Raw genomic sequence first — 23,162 nt, forward strand, 5'->3', positions numbered from 1 at the left:
TTCAGAACTCGAAGCCTGCTGGGAAGGGGTCCGTGGGGTCGAGCAGGTACTGACCGATGCCGGTCACCCAGGCGCGTCCGGTGATGGTCGGTATGACGGCCGGTCGCCCGCCGATCTCGGTCTCTCGCACGAGGCGGCCGACGAACCGGCTGCCGATGAACGACTCGTTGACGAAGTCGGTGTCCAGCGCCAGTTGCCCGCGCGACCACAGCTCCGCCATACGGGCGGACGTGCCGGTGCCGCACGGCGACCGGTCGAACCAGCCGGGATGGATGGCCATCGCGTGCCGTGAGTGTTGTGCTGTCGAGCCGGGTGCGATGAATTCGACGTGGTGGCAGTGGTTCACGCCGTCGATCGTCGGATGCTGTGGCGGCGCTTCCTTGTTGATCTGGTCCATGATCGCGAGGCCGGCCTCGAGGATCTCCTGCTTTCGGGTCCGGTCGAACGGCAGTCCCACGTCGGCGAGGTCGACCATGGCGTAGAAGTTGCCGCCGAACGCGAGGCTGTAGGGCACCGTGCCCAGCCCCGGCACGTCGATCGTCTCGTCGAGCCGGTCGGTGTAGCTGGGAACGTTCTCGATGGTGGCCGAGTCGGCGTGTCCGTCGGTCACGGCGACCCGCGCGACGACCAGCCCGGCGGGTGTGTCGAGCCGGATGGTCGTCACCGGCTCGGTCACCTCCACCATCCCGGTCTCGACGAGCACCGTTGCCACGCCGATGGTTCCGTGCCCGCACATCGGCAGACAGCCGGACACCTCGATGTAGATGACGCCGTAGTCGGCATCCGGTCGCGTCGGCGGCTGCAGGATGGCGCCGCTCATGGCGTTGTGCCCGCGCGGTTCGGTCATCAGCAGCCGGCGCAGCTCGTCGTGCTCGGCGATGAAGCCGAGCCGCTTCTCGTTCATCGTCGCGCCCGGGAAGACGCCGAGGCCTCCGGTGACGACACGCGTCGGCATACCCTCCGTGTGCGAGTCGACGGCGCTGATGACCTTGCTGGTGCGCATGCCCTCAGTCTCCGTCAGGCACGTGACGCGCAGTAGTCGAGGGCGCGCTGGGTGTCACGGCGCACGATCTCGGCCTGCTCGGCCGAGAGCGGGCCGCGCGGCGGTCGGGTGCGGCCACCGTAGCTCTCCCCGGCGACGTCGATCGACAGCTTGATCGCCTGGACGAACTCGGTGCGCGAGTCCCACCGGAAGATCGGCACGAGGTGCTCGTAGAGCGTCCGCGCCTCATCGATCTTGCCGCTCGTGATGAGTTCGTACAGCTCCACCGCCTCGCGCGGAAAGGCATTGGGGTAGCCGGCGAACCAGCCGACCGCACCCGCGACCAGTGACTCGAAGAGCAGATCGTCGGCGCCGGCGATCACGTCGATGTCGCACAGCTCCTTGATCTCCAGCACCCGGCGCACGTCGCCGGAGAACTCCTTGACGGCGACCACGTTCTCCAGTTGGGCGAGTTCGGCGACGATGTCCGGCGTGAGATCGACCTTGGTGTCGAACGGGTTGTTGTAGGCCATGATCGGCAGTCCGACCTCGTTGACGGCCTTGTAGTGGTCGATGATCTCGGCCCGGTTGGCGCGGTAGACGATCGGCGGCAGCAGCAGCACACCGTCGGCGCCGTCTTCCTTGGCGCACTGCGCCCAGTGCACCGCTTGATGGGAGCCGACGCCGTGGACGCCGGCGACCACCAGGCCGCGACCGCCGACCGCCTCGACGGCGGTCCGCACGACCTGGCGGCGCTCGTCGTCGGTCAGCGACGAGTATTCACCGAGCGATCCGTTCGGGCCGACGCCCCGGCAGCCGTTGTCGATCAGCCACGAGCAGTGCGTGGCGTACTTCTCGTGATCGACCGCCAGACCGGCCGGCGCCGATGCATCCTCCCTGAACGGCAGGGTGGTGGCGACGACGACGCCGCCCAGATCGAACTTCTCGTGGGACATGCGGTTTCCTTTCCGAAGCTGTTGTTCTTGTCAGAGGATGTCGTTCAGTCGCGCGCGAATTCGCCGAGCCGCAGCGGCGCCGCGATCGGTCGTCGGTCGGTGGTCGTGTCGCCGAGCAGCCCGGAGCCTCGGCGCAGAAGCTCTTCGACGGTGCGTCCGCAGGTGCGTCCCTGGCAGATCCCGAGACCGGCCCGAGTGGCCAGTTTGGCCGCTCGCAGGGAGCGGCTCGAGTTCGCGTCGGTCGCGAGCGCGGCGTACGGCACGTCCTCGCAGCGGCACACGACCGTGTCCTCGCGCAGCCAGTCCGTCCAGCCGGGCCGGATGCCGTGCGCGCGTTCGATGCGTATGGCGAAGGCGCGCTGGCGGGTCCGTTCGGCGCGCAAGCGCTGCGGTATGGCGGCTCCGGTCGCAGCGAGTCCCGCGATGCTGCCTTCCGCCGCGGACAGCACCATCCCGCCGATGCCGGTGATCTCGCCGGCGGCATATACACCGGCCACGGTGGTGGCCTGCTGGTCGTCGACGGCGACGAACCGATCCGCGGTGATGGTGCAACCCGCGGCGATGGGCAACTCGAGACGCGGCGTGAAGCCGTGGCTGACCGCGACCGCGTCCACGGGGATCTCGCGCTCGCTGCCGGCGACCGGCCGCCACTGCTCGTCGAGGCGGGCGACCCTGGCCGACTCGACGCGGCCGGCGCCCTCCACGGCGACGATCGCGCTGCCGACGACGTAGGGAATGCGCTGTCTCAGGTGCAGCGCGGTGTATCCGGCGAACTCCTTCAGTTTGCTGGCGGATCGAGCCAACTCCCAAGGGCGGGACAGCCATCCGTGACCGAGCGCCCGCGCACCGGCTGCCTCGTGCACGGCGATGACCTGTGCACCCGTCGCCGCCAGCGAGGCCGCGGTCGCCAGCAGGAACGGTCCCGCTCCGGCGACGAGCACCCGGCTCCCGACGGCGACCCGCTCACCCTTGGCGAGGGCCTGCGCGGCACCGGCGCTGAACACTCCCGGCAGGTCCCAGCCCGGGAAGGGCAGCACCCGGTCGTGGGCACCGGTCGCCAGGACGAGGCGGTCCGGTCGGAGGAGAATCTCGTCGCGGTGCGCGCTGCCGCACGGTCCGGTGAGCGCATGGACGCGGGCGGCCGCGCCGGCCGTGCCCGGCTCGATCGCCCAGACCTCGGTGCCGGTGAGGATGCGGCAGCGCGGGTGGGAGTGCAGCCGAGCACGCAACTCCTGGAACGACTTCCAGTTGTGGTGCAGGACTTCCTCGTGCGCTACCGCGCGCTCCGCGGGCAGGTGGCGCCAGAACTGTCCACCGAGGTCGTCGCTCGCGTCCAGCAGGGTCACATCCGCGCCCTGGTCGGCTGCGGACAGCGCCGCGTGCAGGCCGGCCGGCCCGGCTCCGATGACGAGCACGTCACTCATCGCGTGCACCACCTTGACTCATCACCGCGTCGCCCTCGGCCGCCCGCCGCTGACAGAGCCGCACGTCGCGGAGGCCGTTGACGGTCGCGATGCAGTCGAAACACACCCCGATGCCGCAGAAGACGCCACGCGGTTCACCGGAGACCGAGTTGCGCCAGCTCAGACAGCCGGCGCCCAGGAGAAGGCCGGCGAGGGTCTGGCCGGCGGTGCCGGTGTAGGACCGGCCGTCAAGGGTGATCGTGACCGGGTCGTCGGCGGGCGGGCCGACGCGGTCACCTGCCGTTGCGAGCCGCCGGGAAGTCATCGCGCCACCTCGACCTGCAGATGAGATTGCAGCGTCGCTCGGTCCAGGGCGAACGGCGCCGGATCGATGGCGCACCGCCGGCCGGCCATCAGGTCGCCGATGAGTTCCGCTGTGCCGAGCGACAATCCGATGCCGGCGCCCTCATGGCCGGTCGCGTGCCAGAGGCCGGGCAGCCGCGGGTCCGGACCGATCACCGGCAGGTGGTCGGGCATGTAGGGGCGGAAGCCGCCATACGCGCGCATGACCGGCTGTCCGGCGAGGAACGGGAACAGTCGTATGGCGCGCGCCGCGATCCGGCGCAGCACATCGACCTGCAGCGTCTCGTCGAAACCGATGCGCTGCCGCGAGGAGCCGATGAGAACTGTTCCAGCAGCAGTGGATTCGACAACGCTCGACACCTGGACGTCCGCGTCGTCGGACGCGACGGCCCCGACATAGTCACCGTCATAGACCTTGTGCAGGATGCGGTGCGGCATCCGGCTGGTGACGAGCACCATCCCGCGGCGCGGCAGGACGGGCAGGCGCACTCCCAGGCGTTCGGAGACCGTCGTCGACCACGGTCCCGCGGCCACGATCACCCGGTCCGCGGCGAGATCACCGGCCGACGTGCGTACGCCGCGCAACCCGCCGGCGCTGTCGAGCAGCGGCCCGATCAACTCGTCTCCTTGCCGGATCCGGGCGCCCCGCCGCCGAGCCGACTCCAGGAACGCCTGGGTGGCGGCGACCGGCTGCACCTGGGCGTCCTGCGGGTAGTGGACAACACCGGTGACTGCGTCGGTCAGCCACGGCTCGTGCTCGCGCGCCTGCGCCGGGGTGATCTGCCGGGCCTCGACACCCGCCCGGCGCTGGCCGGCCGCGAAGTCCGCGAGCGCCTCGGCACCCTCGTCGGTCAGCGCTGCGACGAGACCACCCTTGGCGTCATACTCGATCGCCGGCTCGTGGCCGAGCTCGTCGGCCAGCTGCGTCGCGAGCCCGGCCCACAAGCGCGCCGACAGCTGGGCGAGCTCCAGCTCCGCACCCGGGCCCTTGTCCGACACCAGGAGGTTGCCCTCGCCCGACGCCGAGGTGCCGTTCGCCGCCCCGGCGCGGTCGATCACCGTGACGTCGTGCCCGTCGGCCGCCAGGCGGCGAGCACAGGCGGCACCGACGATGCCGGCACCGACCACCACGATGTGCACACCGACTCCCTCTGCGCGATCCTTTCCGAACCAGTGCAATGTTACATGACACAACGTGTCGGGTAAATCGATGGCGCGGCCGACGGACGACAGCGTTGACTGTCGGTATGACGAACTCCACCGGGTATGACGGCATGTGGCTCCCCGTCGAGGACGACCCGCGCAGCTACGAGAATCCGCAGGGCGAGCTGGCGACATACCGCCAGTACCTCGGCAACTACCGCGCCACGCTGCAGCTCAAGTGTGCCGACCTCACACCCGGGCAGCTGGCGACGCAGAGCGTGCCGCCGAGCACGCTGAGCCTGCTCGGGCTGGTCCGGCACATGGCGCGGGTGGAGAACGCGTGGTTCACCTGGTTCCTGCAGGGCAAGTGGGAGACGCCGCGCCTCTACAAGACCGAGGCCGAGCCGGACCTCGACTTCACCGGCGCCACCGGGACGCAGGAGTGCGTCGACGACGCGTTCGCGGCCTGGGGCCGGGAGATCGCCGCGGCGGACGCCTGGCTCGACGAGCTGACCGAGGACCGGCTAGGTGAGGAGTTGCGCTTCCCGGACGACCGTGACAAGGCGAGCATCCGCGACGTGCTGGTGCACATGATCGAGGAATACGCCCGGCACTGTGGCCACGCGGACCTGCTGCGTGAGTGCGTCGACGGCCGCACGGGGCAGTAGGACCGTCAGCCGCCGGTGCTGTCGTCGGCGACGGCGCGCACGAGCGCTTCGATCGGGGCGCGGTCAGGACCCATCTCGGGGTGCCACTGGACGCCGACACAGAACACCGAGTCGCCCTGAGATGTATGGCGTTCCATCGCCTCGACGGTGCCGTCGGCAGAGCGGCCGGTGGCGACGAAGCCGGGGTGAGTGGCCACCGACTGATGGTGATGACACGGTGCGACAACAGTCTCGGGCTCGACGGCGGCGAGCTGCGAGCCGGCGTCGAGCTCGACGTCGATGCTGCCGAAGACATCCCCGCCCGGGGAATGCCCTGTGTGGCCGACGGCGTCCGGCATGTGCTGCTGGAGCGTGCCGCCGGCGTGCACCGCCATCAGCTGCATGCCTCGACAGATGCCGAGGGTGGGCAGCCCACGTGCACCGGCCGCGTCCAGCAGGGCCAGCTCCCAGGTGTCGCGGTCCGGCCGGATGCCACCGGTCGCGGGATGCGGCTGCTCGCCATACCGATCCGGGTCGATGTCCGCCCCGCCGGCGATGATCAACCCGTCGAGCCGGGCCACCACCGCCGCCGCCGCGCGCCCGGGATCAGCGCCGGTCACCGGGGCCGGCGTGAGCAGCACCGGCACGCCTCCCGCCTCGACGACTGCATCGGCATACTGCACGAACTGCACGTCGGCGCGCTGGTGCCAGACACCCCAGGACGCGTCCTCCCGGTAGGTGCTGATCCCGATGACCGGCAGCGAATCTTCTTCGATCACAACGGAGTCACGTAGGCCCCGGAGATGCCGCCGTCCACCAGGAAGGTGTTGGCGGTGATGAAGCTGGCGTCGTCGGAGGCAAGGAAGAGCACGGCGCTGGCCATCTCCTCCGGCTCGCCGAAGCGTCCCATCGGCACGTGCACCAGCCGGCGGGCGGCGCGTTCGGGGTCGGAGGCGAAGAGTTCCTTGAGCAGCGGGGTGTTGACCGGGCCCGGGCACAGCGCGTTCACGCGGACGCCTTCGCGGGCGAACTGCACACCCAGCTCGCGAGTCATCGACAACACGCCGCCCTTGGACGCCGAGTAGGAGATCTGCGAGGTCGCGGCCCCCATCACCGCGACGAAAGAGGCTGTGTTGATGATGGATCCGGACTTCTGCTCGAGCATGTAGGGCAGCGCCGCCTTGCAGCACAGGTAGACCGAGGTGAGGTTGACCTCCTGCACCCGGCGCCACGCGTCCAGGTCGGTGTCCAGGATCGAGTCGTCCTCGGGTGGGCTGATGCCGGCGTTGTTGAACGCGATGTCGACCGCGCCGTAGGTGTCCTTGGCAGCCTTGAAGAGCGCGTCGACCTGGTCCTTGTCGGTCACGTCGACGTGTACGTAGGTCGCGATGTCGGCGCCGCCGAGGTCGGTCACCAGCTTGGCGCCCGCATCGTCGGCGATGTCGCCGATGACCACCTTCGCGCCCTCCGCGGCAAAACGTTGCACCGTCGCCAGCCCGATGCCCGAGCAGCCGCCGGTGACCACCGCGACCTTGCCGTCAATGCGTCCTGTCATGGTCTGAATCCCTCAATTCCTTGTGTTGACTTCATGTCGGTCGAGTAGGGCGAGCCGCTGGGCGAGGCCGTATCGAGACCACGCGAGCGGCACGTGGTCTCGATACACCTCCTCCGCTGCGCTCCCCCGGCACTCGACCAGCGTGTTCGATCGTTACTCGACCGGCGTGGTGGCGAAGAAGACGTTCTTGACCTCGGTGAAGCCGTCGGGTGCGTCGGGGCCGAGCTCGCGGCCGAGGCCGGACTGCTTGAAGCCGCCGAACGGCGTCCAGTAGCGCACCGCGGAGTTGCTGTTGACCGACAGGTTGCCGGACTCGACGCCGCGCGCGACGCGCAGCGCGCGGGCCAGATCGCGGGTGTGGATCGACCCGGCGAGGCCGTAGTCGGTCTGGTTGGCGAGCGCAATTGCCTCCTCCTCGTCCTCGAATGTCATGACCGACACCAGCGGCCCGAAAACCTCCTCGCACCAGGTCGGTTCGTCGGTGGACTTCGCCTCGGCCACCATGGCGGGCAGCCAGAAGCCGCCGAGGTCGGGCGTCTCGCCGCGGATGACGACGTTCGCGCCGTCGACATACGACTGCACCTTGTCGCGGTGCGCGGCCGAGATGAGCGGGCCCATCTCGGCTCGCTCGTCGGTGGGATCCTTCACCTGGATGCCGAGCACCGCGGGCTCGAGGTGCGACATGAATTCGTCATACGCAGAACGCTGGACGAGGATCCGGGAGCGCGCGCAGCAGTCCTGGCCGGCGTTGTCGAAGACGCCGTATGGCGCCGCCGCCGCGGCCGCCGGGATGTCCGCGTCCGCGAACACCAGGTTGGAGTTCTTCCCGCCGAGCTCGAGGGTCACGCGCTTCACCTGCTCGGCACAGCCGGCCATGATCCGCTTGCCCACTGCGGTGGAGCCGGTGAAGCAGACCTTGCGCACCAGGGAGTGCGTCACAAAGCGTTCTCCGACAACGCTTCCCGCGCCGGGCAGCACGGTGAAGACGCCCTCGGGGATGCCCGCTTCGATGGCCAGCTCGCCGAGCCGGATCGCGGTCAACGGCGTCAGCTCCGCCGGCTTGAGCACCACCGTGTTGCCCGCGGCCAGCGCCGGAGCGAACCCCCAGCCGGCGATCGGCATCGGAAAGTTCCACGGCACGATGATGCCGACCACGCCGAGTGGCTCCCGGAAGGTCACGTCGACACCACCCGGGACCGGGATCTGGCGACCGAAGAGGCGCTCCGGCGTCGCGCTGTAGTAGTTGAGGACGTCCCGGACGTTGCCCGCCTCCCAGCGGGCGTTGCCGATCGTGTGACCGGCATTGCGGACCTCGAGCTGGGCCAGCTCCTCCAGGTGGTCGTCCACCACGGCGGCGAACGCGCGCAGCAGCCGGGCGCGTTCGCCGGGCGCCACGGCGCGCCAGGAGGCGAACGCGTCGTGCGCGCGCTCGATGGCCGCGTCGGTCGCCGCGACGTCCAGCAGCTCCACCTCCGCGAACGCGTCGCCGGTGACCGGGCTGATCAGGGTATGAGTCGTCAACTGCGTCAGTGCCTTTCGAGTGAGAGCGGTTCGAAACTCAGAGCCGTTCGAAACCGCGGCGGCGCTCCCAGTCGGTCACCGCGGCGCCGAACGCCGCGAGCTCGACGTCCGCCATGTTCGTGTAGTGGTCGACCACCTCTTCGCCCAGGGCTGCACGCGCCACCTTCGAGGAACTGAAGACGTCACGCGCGGCCGCCAGACTGTCCGGCACACGCGGCAGGTCGGTGAGGTACGCGTTGCCCTCGACGGGCGGCGGCAGGGGCAGGTCCTCCTCGATGCCGTGCAGGCCGCCCGCGATCATCGCGGCCAGTGCCAGGTAGGGGTTGACGTCGGCGCCCGGCACGCGGTTCTCCATCCGCGCCGCCGCGCCGTGTCCGACCAGCCGTACCGCGCAGGTGCGGTTGTCCTGTCCCCAACCGATGGTCGTCGGGGCGAACGTACCGTCGGCAAACCGCTTGTAGGAGTTGATGTTCGGCGCATAGAGCAGCGTGAACTCCGCCGCAGTGGCGAGCACGCCGGCGACGAACTTCTCGTAGAGCACGCTGCGGCCGTCCGCGTCCGGGCGGTCGGGGTCGGTGAACACCAGCGAGCCGTCGGCACCCCGCAGCGACAGGTGGATGTGGCAGGACGAACCCTCGCGCTCGTCATACTTCGCCATGAAGGTCAGTGACTTCCCGTGCTGTGCGGCGATCTCCTTGGCCGCGGCCTTGTAATAGGCGTGGTTGTCGGCGGTCACGAGCGCCTCGTCGTACAGGAAGCCGATCTCGTGCTGGCCGAAGTTGCACTCACCCTTGGCGGACTCCACGTTGAGCCCCGAGTCGTAGAGCCTGTTGCGCAACTCGCGCAGCAGCGGCTCGATGCGCGCGGTCCCGAGCAACGAGTAGTCGACGTTGTACTGGTTGGCCGGCGTCAGCCCGTGGTAGTCGCGGTTCAGGGCGTCCTCGTAGCTGTTCTCGAAGACGATGAACTCGAGTTCCGTTCCGGCGTATGCCGTCCAGCCGTGGTCGGCGAGCCGGTCCAGCTGGCGGCGGAGTATGCCGCGCGGCGACGCCGCGACCGGCCGATGGTCCGGCCAGACGAGGTCGCACTGCAGCATGGCGGTGCCCGGCTGATGTGCCACCCGACGGGCGGTGTCCCAGTCGAGGACGAACTCCATGTCGCCGTAGCCCTTGTCCCACCCGCTGGTGGCGTAGCCGTCGACGGTGTTCATGTCGACGTCCACCGCCAGCAGATAGTCGCAGCCCTCGGTGCCGTCGCTCGCGACGTGGTCGAGGAAGTGCCGCGCGTGGAATCGCTTGCCCTGCAAGCGACCCTGCATGTCGGTGAAGGCCGTGACGACGGTGTCGATCTCACCGGCCTCGATCAGATCCTGCAGTTGTTGTCGGGTCAGATGACGATCGTTGCGCAAAGCCATGACGTCCTTCCTGATGTCTGTGGCGGTGTTCATCCGAGCAGGCCGCGCAGGAGTGCTGCGGTGTCCGAACAGTGTTGGTGCATGACGCGTTTGGCGCGGCCCTCGTCACCCGCGAGGATCGCCGTGACGATGGCGCGATGCTGGCTCGCGGAGTGCTTGATGTTGCGCGGCAGGACCGGGATCGCCTGCAGCATGGTGTGCAGGTCGTCCTGCGCGTCGGTGACGGCGGTGATCAGCCGGGGCGACCCGGACAGCCGCGCGATGGTCAGGTGCAGGATGCTGTCGGCGCGGCGGTGGATCGCCTCGTCCGGCGCCCGCTCGACCGTCTCGAGAGCGGCCTCCAGCGCGGCACGATCGTCCGCGCTCAGCTCGTCACGGGCCGACCGGGCAGCCGCCACTCCGGCGGCTCCCGGCTCCACGATCGCCCGAAACTCCAACGCATCTCGCAGATCCTCCTGGCGACCGGCGATGGCCGACCGGTGCCCTTGCGCAGGCATGACGTCGAGCACCTCCGTGCCGCCGCCGCGACCCCGGCGGGTCTGCACCACGCCGGCTGACCGCAGCGCGGTGATGGCCTCGCGCAGCGTCGCCCGTGAGACGGCGAGCAGCTCCGCCAGGTCGCGCTCCGGCGGCAGCATGCTGCCGGGTGGGTAGATACCGAGCCGGATCGCGATCGCGAGCTGTTCGACGCAGGCCTCGAAGGCGTGGTGTGCCCGCACCGGGCGCAGCACCACCCGATCGAGCCGGTCGGAGTCGGTCACGACGCCACCTCCGCCTCCTTCTCCACCTCGTCCTCCGGCTCGATGGTCTTGAGCATGAAGTGGGTTCGGCCCCCGGCATACCACGTGGCGATCGCGAACGCGGCCACGACGAGCACGGCGATCGGTGCGTAGTTGAAGTTGTCGACGGTGACCGGCGAGGCCGGCGGCAGCACGAAGAGGATGCAGATGAAGACCACCCAGACGACCGCCACCCAGCCGACCAGCGGACTCCACCTGCCGAGATTCCACGGACCGGGGTTGAAGTCGGGCTGCCGGCGGCGCAGGAAGACCGGCACGACATACGCGATGTAGAGGCCGATCACCGCGATCGACGTGACGGCAAGGTATGCCGTGGTGCTGAACAGCGCCGGCGAGGTCAGGATGATCGACAGCACGATGCAGAACCAGATGGAGTTGGTCGGGGTCCCGGTGCGCGGGTTGACCTTCGCCCACAGCTTCGACCCCGGCAGCGCATCGTCGCGTGAGAACGCATAGGTCATGCGGGAATTGGCGGTCACGGACGCCATACCGCAGAAGAACTGCGCGACGCAGACGATGAAGAGCAGGAACTTCGCCATGAAAGGGTTGTTCAGCGCGTCGAGGAAGACCTGGGCAGGCGGCAGACCGGTGTTGCTGCCGGCCAGCTTGTCGAGGCCGGCGGACGAACCGTTCTGGATGGCCGCAGTGATCGAGAAGAGCAGCAGAAAGCCACCGATCACCGAGATGACGACGCTCATCACGATGCCGCGCGGCGCTGCCTTGGCGGCGCCCTTGGTCTCCTCGGCGACGTGCGCGGAGGCGTCATACCCGGTGTAGGTGTATTGCGCCATGAGCAGGCCCATCAGGAAGACATAGGGTCCGAAGCTCCAGCCGGTCGCGTTGTGCGACTCGGTGAGCGTCCAGCCGATCGACTGGTGGTGGTCCGGCAGGATCCAGAGCACCGCGACGATGAACAGCGCGCCGACCACGTGCCACCAGGCGGAGACCATCGACAGCAGGCTGACCAGGCTGACGCCGAAGGTGTTGAGCAGGCCGTGGACGATGATGATGCCGACGAACAGCAGGAACGTGCCGGTCGCAGTGACACTCGTGCCCCAGGTGAGGTTCATGAACGCCATCCACGTCGTGGCACACCCGAAGTCAATCGCCGCGGTGACTGCGACCTCGCCCATGAAGTTGAACCAGCCGACGAACCAAGCCCACTGTCGGTTATTGCGTTTGGCCAGTCGGCTGGCCCAGAAGTAGAGACCGCCGGCCGTCGGGTAGACCGAGCAGACCTCGGCCATCGCCATCGACACGCAGATCACGAACACGCCGACGATCAGCCAGCCGAGCGTGATCGCCGCGGGCCCACCGGAGTTCAGGGCGATGGCGTATGACGTGATGCAGCCGGCCAGGATCGAGATAATCGAGAACGACACGGCGAAGTTGGAGAAGCCGGACATCCCACGATGGAGCTCCTGCTTGTAGCCCATCTCCGCCAGCAGGCGGGCGTCGTCGTCGAGATGGTCCTGGGCTGATTGCGTGTCGTGGCTCACTGCAGGCTCCCGTGCTCGCGGATGCGGACGGTTCACGAGTGTGGCGCAGATCACGCCGATTGGTCAATGGTTGAACTTCAGACCTTTACTTACTTCGCGCGACGCTCCAGCAGGTTCGCCTGCACGTAGGCGACCAGCACCTCACGCATCGCGCTGATGGTGATGTCGGGTGCTCCGGTGAGTACCTGGATGGCGATGCCGTCGGTGAGCGCGGTCAGCTGCAGTGCGGTGAGGTCGGGATCGGCATCGCTGCGGAACTCGCCCTGCCGCTGTCCTCGCTCCACGATCCGGACGACGGTCTCGCGCCACCGCGCGTAGAACTCGTTGTGCGCAGGGCGCAACTCGGGCCGGATGGTCGCTTCGGCCCAGTACTGCATCCAGATGGTCCATTCGTCGCGCACCTGGCCGAGCTTCGGCAACTGCATGTCGATCAGCCGCAGCAGCCGCTGGTGGGCGCTGTCGATCTTGCGCAACTCCTCGCTCTGCCGCTCGAACGCGCGGTTGACGCCGTGCTGCAGAGCCAGCGTGAGCACGTCGTCCTTGCCGGGGAAGTAGTAGTGCACCGCGCCACTGCTGCTGCCCACCGCGCGAGCGATGTCGGCGATGCGCACCGCGTGGTAGCCGCGCTCGGCGATCAGCTGTGCTGCTGCGTCCAGGATCGCCGTCTTGCGCCGGTCCTCGACCGCGGCTTCGACCGTCATGTGCACTCCTCGCTCTCGCGTCGCCTAGGAGACCTTCTCGAGGCCCCCTCACCCAAACGAACCCTCTGCGCTCAAAGTATCCCGGACCGCACTGAACATCCAGTCATCAATCCATGGTCTGACTCATGCGTCAGATTTTCTCGGTGAATTTTTCTGCGCCCTGCGGATCGGACAGCAACGGCCACGTCATCGAAACGTGATGATCGGCAGAGGTTTTGGCGGCACGCGTCCCATGCTGTCCGACGAGAAAGCGTCAGCCATGAAGGCTTGACGTGATCCGGATCACCTGTTTGACTGGCGCATCAGTCAGACATGTCAACCAGCTGAAGGACGACCCATGAACTCTCCGGCCACGCACCCGGACATCCGGGAGATGCTGCACCCGCAGCTGCTGCGCGACCGCGTTGCCCTCGTCACCGGCGCCGGCAGCGGTCTCGGTCGGGCGATCGCGATCGACCTGGCCCGCCTCGGCGCGAGCGTGGTGCTCGCCGGCCGGCGCCAGGAGCCGCTGGAGAAGACCGCCGCCGCCGTGCACGAGTCCGGCGGCCGGGCGCTGGGGATCGCGACCGACATCCGCGACGAGGAGCAGGTCACCGCCATGGTCGACCGGGCCCTCGCGGAGTTCGGCCGCATCGACGTGCTGGTCAACAACGCCGGCGGTCAGTTCATCGCCCCAGCAGAGGAGATCACCCCGAAGGGCTGGCGCGCTGTGCACCGGCTCGCAGTGGACGGCAGCTGGACGGTGACCCAGCAGGTCGCCACGAAGTCGATGATCCCGAACCGTTCCGGCGTCATCTTCTTCATCGCGTTCTCGCCGCGGCGCGGCATACCCGGCATGGTGCACGCGACCAGTGCCCGCGCCGCGCTGGAAAACCTCGCCGCCGGCCTCTCCCTGGAGTGGAGCCGCTACGGGATCCGGTCGATCTGTGTCGCCCCCGGCACGATCGTCACCGAGGGCCTCGCGGAGAACTACTCCGAGACCGACCGCGCCGGCTGGGCGCAAGGAGTTCCACTCGGCCGCCTCGGCGAGCCGGGCGACGTCTCGGCGCTGGTCGGCTTCCTCGCCTCGCCGGCCGGGAGCTACGTCACCGGCACCACCGTGGTTGTCGACGGCGGCACGGACGCCTGGGGCACCGGCCGCCCGGTCCCCACCCTCGAGACGCACCCCACGGAGGACAGCGCGCAATGAGCCGCAGCATCGACGCACTCTTCGACCCGACCTCCGTGGCGATCGTCGGCGCGAGCAACGACCACACGAAGTACGGCAATTGGCTGAGCGTGCAGGCACTGCGAATGGAGGGGCGGCTGCCCGTCCATCTCGTCAACCGCAAGGGCCTGCCGGTGCTCGACCGCCCAACCGTCACCTCGCTCGGCGAGATCGACGGCGGCGCGGACCTCGTGGTGCTCTGCGTGCCGGCCACCTCGTTCGAGCAGGCCGTGATCGAGGCACTCGAGACCGGCGCCCGGGCGATCGTCGGTGTCACCGCCGGCTTCGCCGAGCTCGGGCCCGAGGGCAAGGCGCTCCAGGACCGAGTCACCGAGCGGGTCCGCACCTCCGGCGCCGTCCTGCTCGGACCCAACTGCCTGGGCGTTGCGGACTCGACCTCGGGTCTCACCCTGACCTCCAACCCGCTCCCGGAGGGCAGCGTCACGCTGCTCTCGCAGAGCGGCAACATGGCCCTGGAGCTGAGCCAGTTCCTGGCCGGCCACCACCTCGGCTTCGCCCGGTTCGCCTCGCTCGGCAACCAGGCGGACCTCGGGGCCGCCGACCTGATCCGAGCTTGCACCGATCACGAGGGCACCAAGCTGATCGCGCTCTACTGCGAGGACTTCGGCGACGGCCGCGACTTCGTGGCTGCAGCGGCGGACGCCCGGCGTCATGGAAAACCGGTGCTACTGCTCACGGTTGGCGGCAGCGAAGCCTCCATCCGCGGTGCACAATCACACACCGGCGCGCTCACCTCGGACTCCGCCGTGATCGACGCGGCGTGCCGCGCGGCCGGCGTGCACCGCGTGTCCAGCCCACGCCAGCTGGCCGACGTCGCGGCACTGCTGATCGGCTCCGGCACCGCCCAGGGCGGACGCGTCGCCGTGCTGGCCGACGGTGGCGGCCACGCCGGTGTGGCGTCGGACGTCGCCGAAGCCGCGGGACTGTCGGTGCCGGAGTTCTCCGCCGCGACCGCGAGCGCGCTGCGGGCGGAGCTGCCGCCGTCCGCGGGGGTCCGCAACCCGATCGACCTGGCCGGCGCCGGCGAGCAGGACATCACCTCGTTCGCCCGGGTTCTCGACATCACACTGCGCGACCCGGACGTCGACGCCGTACTGATGACCGGCTACTTCGGTGGCTACGCGGAGTATGGCGAGGGCCTCGGCCAGCGCGAGATCGAGACGGCTGAGCGGATGGCCGAACTCGCCGCCGCAGCTGGAAAACCGGTGGCAGTCCACACGATGCGGCCGGACAGCAAGGCAGCCGCCGTGCTCGCGGACCATGACCTGCCGGTCTACCGGGCGGTGGAGGACGCCGCAGGAGCACTGGCGCTCATCGCCGCCACCGGTGAACCCCGCCACCCCGCCTGGGCCGCCGTCGAACCCAGCGACCCGATCACCGACGACGGCTACTGGGCGTCGCGCAGCGTGCTCGCCGGGGCAGGCCTGACCTTCCCGCACGCCGAGCTGGTCGACACCCTTCCCGCGGCGCTCGAGGCCGCCGATCGCGCCGGTTACCCCGTCGTCCTCAAGGCGATGGGACTGTTGCACAAGTCGGACGCCGGCGGCGTCGCCCTCGGCATCACCACGCCGGAGGCACTCACCGCGGCATACGAGGACATGGACGAGCGGCTCGCCGCACCGAGCTACTGCGTGGAGGCGATGGCCGACCTGCGCGACGCGGTCGAGCTGATCGTCGGCGTCCAGACCGACCCGCGCTTCGGCCCAGTCGCGATGGTCGGCCTGGGCGGCGTGCTCACCGAAGTGCTCGGCGACGTGGCCTTCGCGCTGGCACCGGTCGACGCCCGCACTGCCCGGCAGATGCTCGAATCCTTGCGCACCGCAGCGGTTCTGCACGGTGTGCGGGGCAAGCCCGCGGTCGACATCGACGCCGCCGCCGAGGCCATCGCCACAATCTCCACCCTCGCCGCCGCCCACCCGGAGATCAGCGAGTTCGAGGTCAACCCGCTGCTCGTCACCACGACCGGTGCCACCGGGCTGGACGCGCGCATCGTGCTCAGCCGGCCCACCACCACGAACTAGCAACAACACATCGAGAGGAACCATCCATGGACTTCGCCTACACCCCGCGGCTGCTCGAGCTGAAGGAGGCGGCCCGCACGCTCACCGAGAAAATCCTCCCCTTCGAGGACGAGTGCGAGCGCAACAACGGCCTGTCCGCCGAGTCGCACGCCACCATCAAGGCGGCGGTGCTCGAATCCGGCCTGCAGGCGATCAACACGCCCACGGAGTTCGGCGGCGCCGGCCTCACCGTGCTGGAGCAGGTCGTCGTGCAGGACGAGCTGGGCAAGCTGACCAACGCCCTCTGGGACACCGTGTGGCGCCCGGCCAACCCGCTCTCGCACGCCAGCCCCGAGCAGCGCGAGCGCTACTTGATCCCCGGCTGCCGCGGTGACCGCCGCGACGCCGTCGCGATCACCGAGGCCGACTCCGGCTCCGACTTCTCCAAGGCCGGCACCACCGCCGTCCCGGACGGCAACGGCGGCTACGTCATCAACGGCGAGAAGTGGTTCGTCACCGTCGGCGACGTCGCCGACTTCCTCATCCTGCTGGCGTATGTCGAGCCGGAGCACGCACCCACGATCTTCCTGGTCGACACCGACACCCCGGGCGTGGCGATCACCAACGTCCCGCGCTTCACGCACACCTTCGTCTACGAGCACCCGGAATACACCCTCACCGACGTCCACGTCGGCCCCGAGGCGGTGCTCGGCGGTGTCGGCGAGGGCCTGGAGCTGACCCGCGACTGGTTCACCGAGGAGCGGCTGATGATCGGCGCGCGCACCATCGGCGCCGCCGAGCGGGCGCTCGAGCTGGCCATCGACTGGGCCAAGAACCGCGTCCAGGGCGGCGAGCCGCTGATCAACAAGCAGCTGATCCAGGGCATGATCGCCGACTCGGTCGCCGACATCGCGGTCAACCGCGCCTACACCCACCAGGTCGCCTGGGAGTTCGACAACGCGGACCCGAACGACGACAACGTCCGCAAGACGCTGCACGCCAAGGCCGCCACGGTGAAGCTCGCCGCGTCCGAGGCCTCCAACCGGGTCGTCGACCGCGCCCAGCAGATCTTCGGCGGCCGCGGCTACATCCGAGACTACCCGGTCGAGCGGCTGTGGCGCGAGCTGCGCGTCGACCGGATCTGGGAGGGCACCTCCGAGATCCAGCGGCTGGTCATCGCCAACGAGACCAACAAGCGCGGCCTCACCGGCCTGGTCGCGCTGCCGACGAAGGGCAACTGAGCCATGTCGGCCGAGAGCACCGGCACCGTGCAGGTCGAGGTGACCGACGACGGCATCGCCGTCGTCCGCCTGCAGCGCGAGGCCAAGCGCAACGCGCTGTCGACCCACCTGGAGGCACAGCTGCTCGACGCCCTGTCCGGCGATGCCGTGCTCGGCAGTCGCGCGGTGGTCGTCACCGGCGGTGACCAGGTGTTCTCGGCCGGCGCCGACGTCACCGAGCTGCGGGAGATGACCCCGCAGGCGATCGCGGACTACTACCGCACCACCGGCTCGGTCTACGAGCGTCTCGCGCAGTTGCGGATGCCGACCGTCGCCGCCATCGCCGGCTACTGCCTCGGCGGCGGACTCGAGCTGGCCCTCGCTGCCGACTTCCGGGTCGCCGACCCGAGTGCGCAGTTCGGCTTCCCCGAGATCGGCATCGGCATACTGCCCTCCTCCGGCGGCGTCACCCGGCTCGTGCGAGACGTCGGGCCGGCGCGCGCCCGCGACCTCGTGCTGCGCGGCCGCCGGTTCGGCCCGGACCTCGCCGAGCGCTGGGGTCTGATCACCGAGGTCGCCGCACCCGGCGAACACCTCGCACGCGCCCTCGCCATCGCCGGCGAGGTCGCCGCCGCACCACCGCTGGCCGTCGAGCTGACCACCCAAGTCATCGACGCCGCGGCCGAATCCTCGCACCGGACGGCCCTGCTGCTGGAGCAGCTCGCCTACTCCGCGCTCAACCGGACCAACTGACAGCGCGGGCCCCACCCGCGCTGCCACCACTTCCCTCCCTGGAGGAATCATGATGGACACAGTCAAATCGCCATCGACCGAAAACGGCCACATGCCAGCACAATCCGGGCTCGCCAGCCGACTCGAGACGCACTCGATCGACTACGTCCCGCTGCGTGAACGGCACGGCAAGGTCTGGCACCTCTTCCCCGTGTGGTTCGCCGGTGACGCCCACCTGGCCACCATCGCCGTCGGCGTCATCGGCATCACGCTCGGCAGCAACCTGATCTGGACCGCGATCGCCGTCGTCCTCGGCGGCGCCTTCGGCACCTTCTTCATGGCCTTCCACTCCACCCAGGGCCCGCAGCTCGGATTGCCCCAGATGGTCCAGTCCAGGCCACAGTTCGGGTATGTCGGAGCGCTGCTCGTCTGGCTGGTCGCGCTGGTGATCTACATCGGCTACACCGGGTTCAACGAAATCCTGGTCGGCAGCACGCTGCAGCACTTCGGTGGCGTGCCGGTCGGAGCCAGTTACGTCGGGTATGCCGTCATCGGCGTCGTCCTGGCGATCGTCGGCTACGACCTGATCCACAAGGCGTCCCGCTGGCTGACCTACATCGTGATGGCCGTGCTGGTGGTCTTCTCGGTCGGCATCGTGGCGCTGCACCCCTTCACCTCCGCCCAGCTGGACCTCACGCACTTCTCCCTGGTGCCGTTCCTGGTGCAGTTCTTCACCGCCGCGGTCTACCAACTGTCCTGGGCCATCTACGTTTCGGACTACTCGCGCTACCTGCCGCCGAACGTCGGTGTGCGCTCCTCGTTCTGGTGGACCTACATCGGTGCCTGGGTCGGTGGCGCCTGGATGATGCTCGTCGGCACCGCCGCCGCGGGCCTCTTCCCCAAGGCCGAGGTCGTCGATGCAGTGGTCTCCTCCGGTGACCGGATCTTCTCCGGCTTCGGCAACATCCTGCTGATCGCATCGGTGGTCCCGCTCGTGACCATCGGCACGCTCAACTTCTACGGCGGCAGTCTGACCCTGTTGTCGGCGGTCAGCTCGGTCAAGAAGTTCACACCGACCCTGCGCAGCCGGATCGTCTCGCTGCTGGTCATCGGCGTGCTCGCGACGCTCATCGCGTTCACCTCGACCGAGAGCTTCGTGACGCAGTTCGGCAACTTCCTCACCGTCCTGGGCTACCTGCTGACCCCGTGGACCGCGATCAACCTGATCGACTTCTACCTGGTCCGGCACGGGCACTACTCGATACGGGAGATCTTCAACCCCAACGGCATGTACCACCGCTGGAACTGGCGCGGTCTCGCGGCATACTTCGTCGGCTTCGCGGCGATGATGCCGTTCGCGATCGTCGGCAGCGTCGAAGGTCCGGTCGCCAAGGCGTTCGGCGGCATCGACCTGTCGATGATCGTGGGTCTGGTCGTGTCGTCGATCGTCTACCTGATCGTGTGCCGCGGGGTCGACCTGGCCGCCGAGCGCGCCCGGGTCGAGGCAGCGGACGCCGGGCTCGAGGACGAGGCCGCCGTCGCTCCGATCGCCGGCTGAGGCGCTCGCTGATGTCACGCCGTCCCGGCAGCGCCACGGACCAGGTCCGGGTCAGCTGCCGGGACGGTGTGCGTCTGGCGACCGACGTCTATCTGCCGGTCGTCCGGGCGACGCGGGTGCCCGCGGTCCTGGTGCGCACGCCGTACGGCAAGAACGCGCCGGAGTCACTGCTGCCGTATGTCGCCGAGCGGCTCGCCGACGCGGGGTATGCCGTGGTCGTGCAGGACGTGCGCGGCCGCGGCGCGTCCGAGGGTCGCGCGGTGCCGTTCGTGCACGAGCTCGATGACGGCGCCGACACCCTGGGGTGGCTTATCACTCAACAGTGGTCGAACGGTGACGTCGCATGTTGGGGCAACTCCTACTACGGGTTCACCGCCTGGGCAGCGGCCGCGTCCGGGCATCCCGCGGTGCGCGCCCTGGTGAGCCGGCTGACGACTCCCCGGCCGACGGCGTTCAGCCACGACGGTGGCGTGCTGCGACTCGGGCCGATGGTGGAGTGGCTGCGCTCGACGTGGGACGGCCCGGACAACATCGTGCCGGTGCTCGACTGGTCGACCCGACCGCTCGGCGAGCTGCTCACCTCCGACCAGCGCACCGTGCTGCAGGACACCGCCGGCACCTGGCAGCGGATCGGGCGCGCGGTCGGCGCGGCGCTCGGCCGGCTGCCGACACTGCACTGGGCCGGGTGGTTCGACCTCTTCCAGCGCGCCCAGCTGCATGACTGGCGGACGATGTCCACGGTGGCCGGGCAGTTCCTCGTCGCCTCCGCGAGCGACCACCAGGACGACAGCTGGACGGCCACCGGATCCGGACCGGACCACCTGGTCGACGCGGCCGCGCGCGACGCCGTGCTGGACCGCACGATCGACCCGGTTGTCGAGTTCCTCGATGTGCATCTGCGCGGTGCCTCCGGTCGATTGCCCTCTGTGCGCTGGGAACTCGCCGGTCACACCGGTTGGCAGACGTCGCCGGCGTGGCCCCCGGCAGGCGTGGCCCGTCATACCTTGCGACTGTCTCGTTCCGGACGGCTGCTGCCCGACACCGATCCGGCTCCGCCCGGAACGGCCGGCTGGGAGCACCTGCCGGAGCAACTGGTCCCGATGCCCACGACGGACTGGTGGCGTCCGCTGCTGCGGCAGGGTGATGCCCGGTCCTGGTCCCGCCGGGACGACGTCTGCACGTTCAGCACCGAAGCCGCCACGGCACCGCTCGACCTGGCCGGTCCGGTCACCGTGCAGCTGGCGGTGCGGTCGACGGCCCCGGTCCACCACGTCGTCGCGACGTTGTGTGACGTCGCGGCGGACGGCACCAGCCGGGTGGTGCTGCAGACGGCCCGACGACTGCCCGGCTTTGCCCAGCGGGCCGTCATACCGTTGGGGGACACGGCTTTTCGACTCCACGCCGGACACCGGCTGCGGTTGCACGTGGCGTCGAGTTGCTTCCCCCTCTACCTGCCGCACTCCGGCTCGTCGGCCGATCCGCTGACGACCCGCGCACTCCGACCGAGCCGGCAGCAGCTGGACCTCGGGCAGTGCACGCTGACCCTCACCGTCCTGCCCTATCCCCACTCCGCCGATCGAGAGGTGCCGTCATGACAACCAACGCGAAAGCCTTTGAAGCACAGGTGCGTTCCCGGATGGCCGGGTTCGACCACCGCGAGCTGCCGGTGACCGACCTACGGGCCGCCGCGGTGTGCGTCGCCATCGCCGTCCACGTGGGCGAGCCGGTCGTCTGGCTGGAGGAACGGGCTCCGACGCTGCGTTCGCATGCCGGCCAGTTCGCGCTGCCCGGTGGCCGGATCGATCCCGGCGAGACTGCCGAAGAAGCGGCGCTGCGCGAACTCGAGGAGGAGCTCGGCGTACACGCCGAACCTCACCAGATCGTCGGACGACTGGACGACTTCGCGACCCGGTCCGGCTTCGTGATCTCGCCGTTCGTCGTCTGGCTCGGGGAGCTGCCGAACGCGCCGCAGTGCAGCCCGGCCGAGGTCGCCCGGCTGCACGTGATCACCCTGCCGGAGCTGGATGCCGAGCCGTGGTTCGCCGAGCTGCCCGATGTCGAGGGACCGGTCTTCCAGTGGCCCTACCAGGGTGATCCGATCCACGCGCCGACCGCCGCGATCCTGCACCAGTTCCGCGAGATCGTGCTGCACGAACGGCACACCCGCGTCGCACACTTCGAGCAGCCGCGGTTCGCCTGGAAATAGGGCCGGCGGTCGTTCGAGCGGCGACGGGCACGGCAGCCCACAGTGGCGTCCGGTCCCGGTACGGCTCACCGGCAGACAGCGCGCGAGCGGAGGCGGCGGTCCCCCTGAGACCGCCGCCCTCACTGATAGAGAACGGCGAGTCTCGAAAGTGTGACGCTGCGGTGTCGCTGGTGCGCGCGATCGGTCGTCAGCGTTCCGGCAGATCGGCGAAGGCCTGCTTCATGTCGCGGTACCAGCCCATCGACTTCTTCGGGTGCCGCCAACGACCCTTCATCTCCTTGCGCGCCGCACGGTGGGTCGTGTCGCCGGCCTGCTCCGCGTCCTTCAGGTGCTGGTCCTGTGCCTTGATCACGTCGTCGGCGGTCTCACCGCGGTGCTCGAGGTCGCACGGGCCGCCCAGCTGGCGACAGGTCATCGTCTTCATGGTTCTTCCTCCCGGTGTCGGATGTTCACCTGGATGACGAGCGGCCACCCGAAAGTGTGACCGCGGCCGAGGGATTGCACCCGACTGACGCGTCCTGGAGTGGGCCGTCAAACTCCGGCATACCTTCGCTGCTCGACGAATTCGACCCGGCCGCCGATGGCGACCGTTCCGTCGGCGGCCGGCCGGACGACGATGCGGGAGCCGACGCCCTGGTGGATCGTCAGCGGGCGTTGCAGCAGTGCGCCGAGGCGGATGGCGGCAGCGCCGGTCGCCTCGTCCTCGGCGATGCCCATGCGGGTCGGGAAGACCCGCACCCGCACGGTGCCGGCCGACTCGTCCTGCCACGCCCACACCTGCAAGTGTTCGCCCGGTCCTGCGCCCGGGTGAGCGTCGACCTCGGTGGGCGAGGCCAATTGACGCATGTCGAACTCGGGCGCCCACTCCGGACGGGCGCTGATCCAGATGTCGTCGCCGTCGGCCCAGGTCGGTACGCCGCCGGCCGGCGGTCGTAGCACCGGAACCTCGAGGCCCTCCCGGTGCAGCAGCCATGACGTGCCGACCAACGGGTGCCCGGCCAGCGGTAACTCCACCGCCGGCGTGTGGATCCACAGCTCGCCGCGTGCAGCGTCCCGCACGAACACGGTCTCGGAGAAGCCGAGGTCGGCGGCGACCGCCTGCCGCTGCTGGGCCGGCCAGTTCCCGGCGTCGAGGAAGACCCCGAGCGGGTTGCCCCCACCACCGTCCTCGCCGACGAACACCTTCACCACGTGCAACAAGGTCATGGCCCGAAGTTAGTCGCTGCGGACGCTG

Annotated in this window: 22 protein-coding genes; 8 read left to right on the plus strand and 14 right to left on the minus strand. The window is 69.4% G+C overall.

Annotation, left to right across the window (positions count from 1 at the left end):
• Position 1: 1 nt before the first annotated feature.
• The 5 genes from ACN8HC_RS02625 to ACN8HC_RS02645 are packed head-to-tail and all read right to left on the minus strand — an operon-like array spanning position 2 to position 4,844.
• Complete coding sequence (locus ACN8HC_RS02625) at positions 2 to 1,003, minus strand: proline racemase family protein (protein WP_490073310.1); 1,002 nt, start codon at positions 1,001 to 1,003, stop codon at positions 2 to 4.
• Positions 1,004 to 1,017: 14 nt separating this feature from the next.
• The gene (locus tag ACN8HC_RS02630) at positions 1,018 to 1,938 is read right to left on the minus strand and encodes a dihydrodipicolinate synthase family protein (RefSeq protein ID WP_490073311.1); all 921 of its coding nucleotides are present in this window, start codon (positions 1,936 to 1,938) and stop codon (positions 1,018 to 1,020) included.
• 44 nt (positions 1,939 to 1,982) lie between these two features.
• Positions 1,983 to 3,362: an FAD-dependent oxidoreductase gene (locus tag ACN8HC_RS02635; RefSeq protein ID WP_490073312.1), complete on the minus strand. Its 1,380-nt coding sequence runs from the start codon at positions 3,360 to 3,362 to the stop codon at positions 1,983 to 1,985.
• Positions 3,355 to 3,666: a (2Fe-2S)-binding protein gene (locus ACN8HC_RS02640; protein WP_490073313.1), complete on the minus strand. Its 312-nt coding sequence runs from the start codon at positions 3,664 to 3,666 to the stop codon at positions 3,355 to 3,357. Before ACN8HC_RS02640 ends, ACN8HC_RS02635 begins: the two co-directional genes overlap by 8 nt.
• Positions 3,663 to 4,844: an NAD(P)/FAD-dependent oxidoreductase gene (locus ACN8HC_RS02645; RefSeq protein WP_490073314.1), complete on the minus strand. Its 1,182-nt coding sequence runs from the start codon at positions 4,842 to 4,844 to the stop codon at positions 3,663 to 3,665. The genes ACN8HC_RS02640 and ACN8HC_RS02645 overlap by 4 nt, the downstream gene beginning before the upstream one ends.
• Before the next feature lie 107 nt (positions 4,845 to 4,951).
• On the opposite strand from ACN8HC_RS02645, the gene ACN8HC_RS02650 reads away from it, so the two are divergent.
• Complete coding sequence (locus tag ACN8HC_RS02650) at positions 4,952 to 5,515, plus strand: DinB family protein (RefSeq protein WP_490073315.1); 564 nt, start codon at positions 4,952 to 4,954, stop codon at positions 5,513 to 5,515.
• A 5-nt stretch (positions 5,516 to 5,520) separates the two neighbouring features.
• On the opposite strand, the gene ACN8HC_RS02655 is transcribed toward ACN8HC_RS02650, so the two are convergent.
• From ACN8HC_RS02655 to ACN8HC_RS02685, 7 genes are all read right to left on the minus strand, one after another.
• Positions 5,521 to 6,273 (minus strand): gamma-glutamyl-gamma-aminobutyrate hydrolase family protein, encoded by a 753-nt coding sequence (locus ACN8HC_RS02655; protein ID WP_490073316.1) that lies wholly within the window; start codon positions 6,271 to 6,273, stop codon positions 5,521 to 5,523.
• On the minus strand, positions 6,270 to 7,049 hold the full coding sequence (locus ACN8HC_RS02660; RefSeq protein WP_490073317.1) for a 3-oxoacyl-ACP reductase: 780 nt from the start codon (positions 7,047 to 7,049) through the stop codon (positions 6,270 to 6,272). The genes ACN8HC_RS02655 and ACN8HC_RS02660 overlap by 4 nt, the downstream gene beginning before the upstream one ends.
• Positions 7,050 to 7,202: 153 nt before the next feature.
• Entirely contained in the window at positions 7,203 to 8,570 is a 1,368-nt protein-coding gene (locus ACN8HC_RS02665) for an aldehyde dehydrogenase family protein (RefSeq protein WP_490073318.1), read from the minus strand.
• A 37-nt stretch (positions 8,571 to 8,607) separates the two neighbouring features.
• Entirely contained in the window at positions 8,608 to 9,984 is a 1,377-nt protein-coding gene (locus tag ACN8HC_RS02670) for a glutamine synthetase family protein (protein WP_490073319.1), read from the minus strand.
• Positions 9,985 to 10,013: 29 nt separating this feature from the next.
• Positions 10,014 to 10,745, minus strand: a complete 732-nt coding sequence (locus ACN8HC_RS02675) for a FadR/GntR family transcriptional regulator (RefSeq protein WP_490073320.1) — start codon at positions 10,743 to 10,745, stop codon at positions 10,014 to 10,016.
• Complete coding sequence (locus ACN8HC_RS02680; RefSeq protein WP_490073321.1) at positions 10,742 to 12,283, minus strand: amino acid permease; 1,542 nt, start codon at positions 12,281 to 12,283, stop codon at positions 10,742 to 10,744. Before ACN8HC_RS02680 ends, ACN8HC_RS02675 begins: the two co-directional genes overlap by 4 nt.
• 89 nt (positions 12,284 to 12,372) lie before the next feature.
• Positions 12,373 to 12,984, minus strand: a complete 612-nt coding sequence (locus ACN8HC_RS02685) for a TetR/AcrR family transcriptional regulator (protein WP_490073322.1) — start codon at positions 12,982 to 12,984, stop codon at positions 12,373 to 12,375.
• Between the two features lie 337 nt (positions 12,985 to 13,321).
• Here ACN8HC_RS02685 and ACN8HC_RS02690 point away from each other — a divergent pair, with 337 nt between their 5' ends.
• The 7 genes from ACN8HC_RS02690 (at position 13,322) to ACN8HC_RS02720 (ending at position 21,928) form a co-directional block, all read left to right on the plus strand.
• Positions 13,322 to 14,173: an SDR family oxidoreductase gene (locus ACN8HC_RS02690; RefSeq protein WP_490073323.1), complete on the plus strand. Its 852-nt coding sequence runs from the start codon at positions 13,322 to 13,324 to the stop codon at positions 14,171 to 14,173.
• A complete protein-coding gene (locus tag ACN8HC_RS02695; RefSeq protein ID WP_490073324.1) occupies positions 14,170 to 16,233 on the plus strand; it encodes an acetate--CoA ligase family protein in 2,064 nt (687 codons plus the stop codon). Before ACN8HC_RS02690 ends, ACN8HC_RS02695 begins: the two co-directional genes overlap by 4 nt.
• Before the next feature lie 26 nt (positions 16,234 to 16,259).
• Positions 16,260 to 17,453, plus strand: a complete 1,194-nt coding sequence (locus ACN8HC_RS02700; protein WP_490073325.1) for an acyl-CoA dehydrogenase family protein — start codon at positions 16,260 to 16,262, stop codon at positions 17,451 to 17,453.
• A 3-nt stretch (positions 17,454 to 17,456) separates the two neighbouring features.
• Positions 17,457 to 18,185, plus strand: coding sequence for an enoyl-CoA hydratase/isomerase family protein (locus ACN8HC_RS02705; RefSeq protein WP_490073326.1), 729 nt, complete (start codon positions 17,457 to 17,459; stop codon positions 18,183 to 18,185).
• A 91-nt stretch (positions 18,186 to 18,276) separates the two neighbouring features.
• Positions 18,277 to 19,722: a purine-cytosine permease family protein gene (locus ACN8HC_RS02710; protein ID WP_490073327.1), complete on the plus strand. Its 1,446-nt coding sequence runs from the start codon at positions 18,277 to 18,279 to the stop codon at positions 19,720 to 19,722.
• Positions 19,723 to 19,733: 11 nt separating this feature from the next.
• Positions 19,734 to 21,317, plus strand: a complete 1,584-nt coding sequence (locus tag ACN8HC_RS02715; RefSeq protein ID WP_490073328.1) for a CocE/NonD family hydrolase — start codon at positions 19,734 to 19,736, stop codon at positions 21,315 to 21,317.
• Positions 21,314 to 21,928: an NUDIX hydrolase gene (locus ACN8HC_RS02720; protein ID WP_490073329.1), complete on the plus strand. Its 615-nt coding sequence runs from the start codon at positions 21,314 to 21,316 to the stop codon at positions 21,926 to 21,928. Before ACN8HC_RS02715 ends, ACN8HC_RS02720 begins: the two co-directional genes overlap by 4 nt.
• Positions 21,929 to 22,115: 187 nt before the next feature.
• On the opposite strand, the gene ACN8HC_RS02725 is transcribed toward ACN8HC_RS02720, so the two are convergent.
• Positions 22,116 to 22,352 (minus strand): DUF1059 domain-containing protein, encoded by a 237-nt coding sequence (locus tag ACN8HC_RS02725; protein ID WP_490073330.1) that lies wholly within the window; start codon positions 22,350 to 22,352, stop codon positions 22,116 to 22,118.
• Between the two features lie 107 nt (positions 22,353 to 22,459).
• Positions 22,460 to 23,134, minus strand: a complete 675-nt coding sequence (locus ACN8HC_RS02730; RefSeq protein ID WP_490073331.1) for a PhzF family phenazine biosynthesis protein — start codon at positions 23,132 to 23,134, stop codon at positions 22,460 to 22,462.
• Between the last annotated feature and the right edge of the window lie 28 nt (positions 23,135 to 23,162).

Source organism: Flexivirga sp. YIM B11880 (assembly GCF_058148645.1).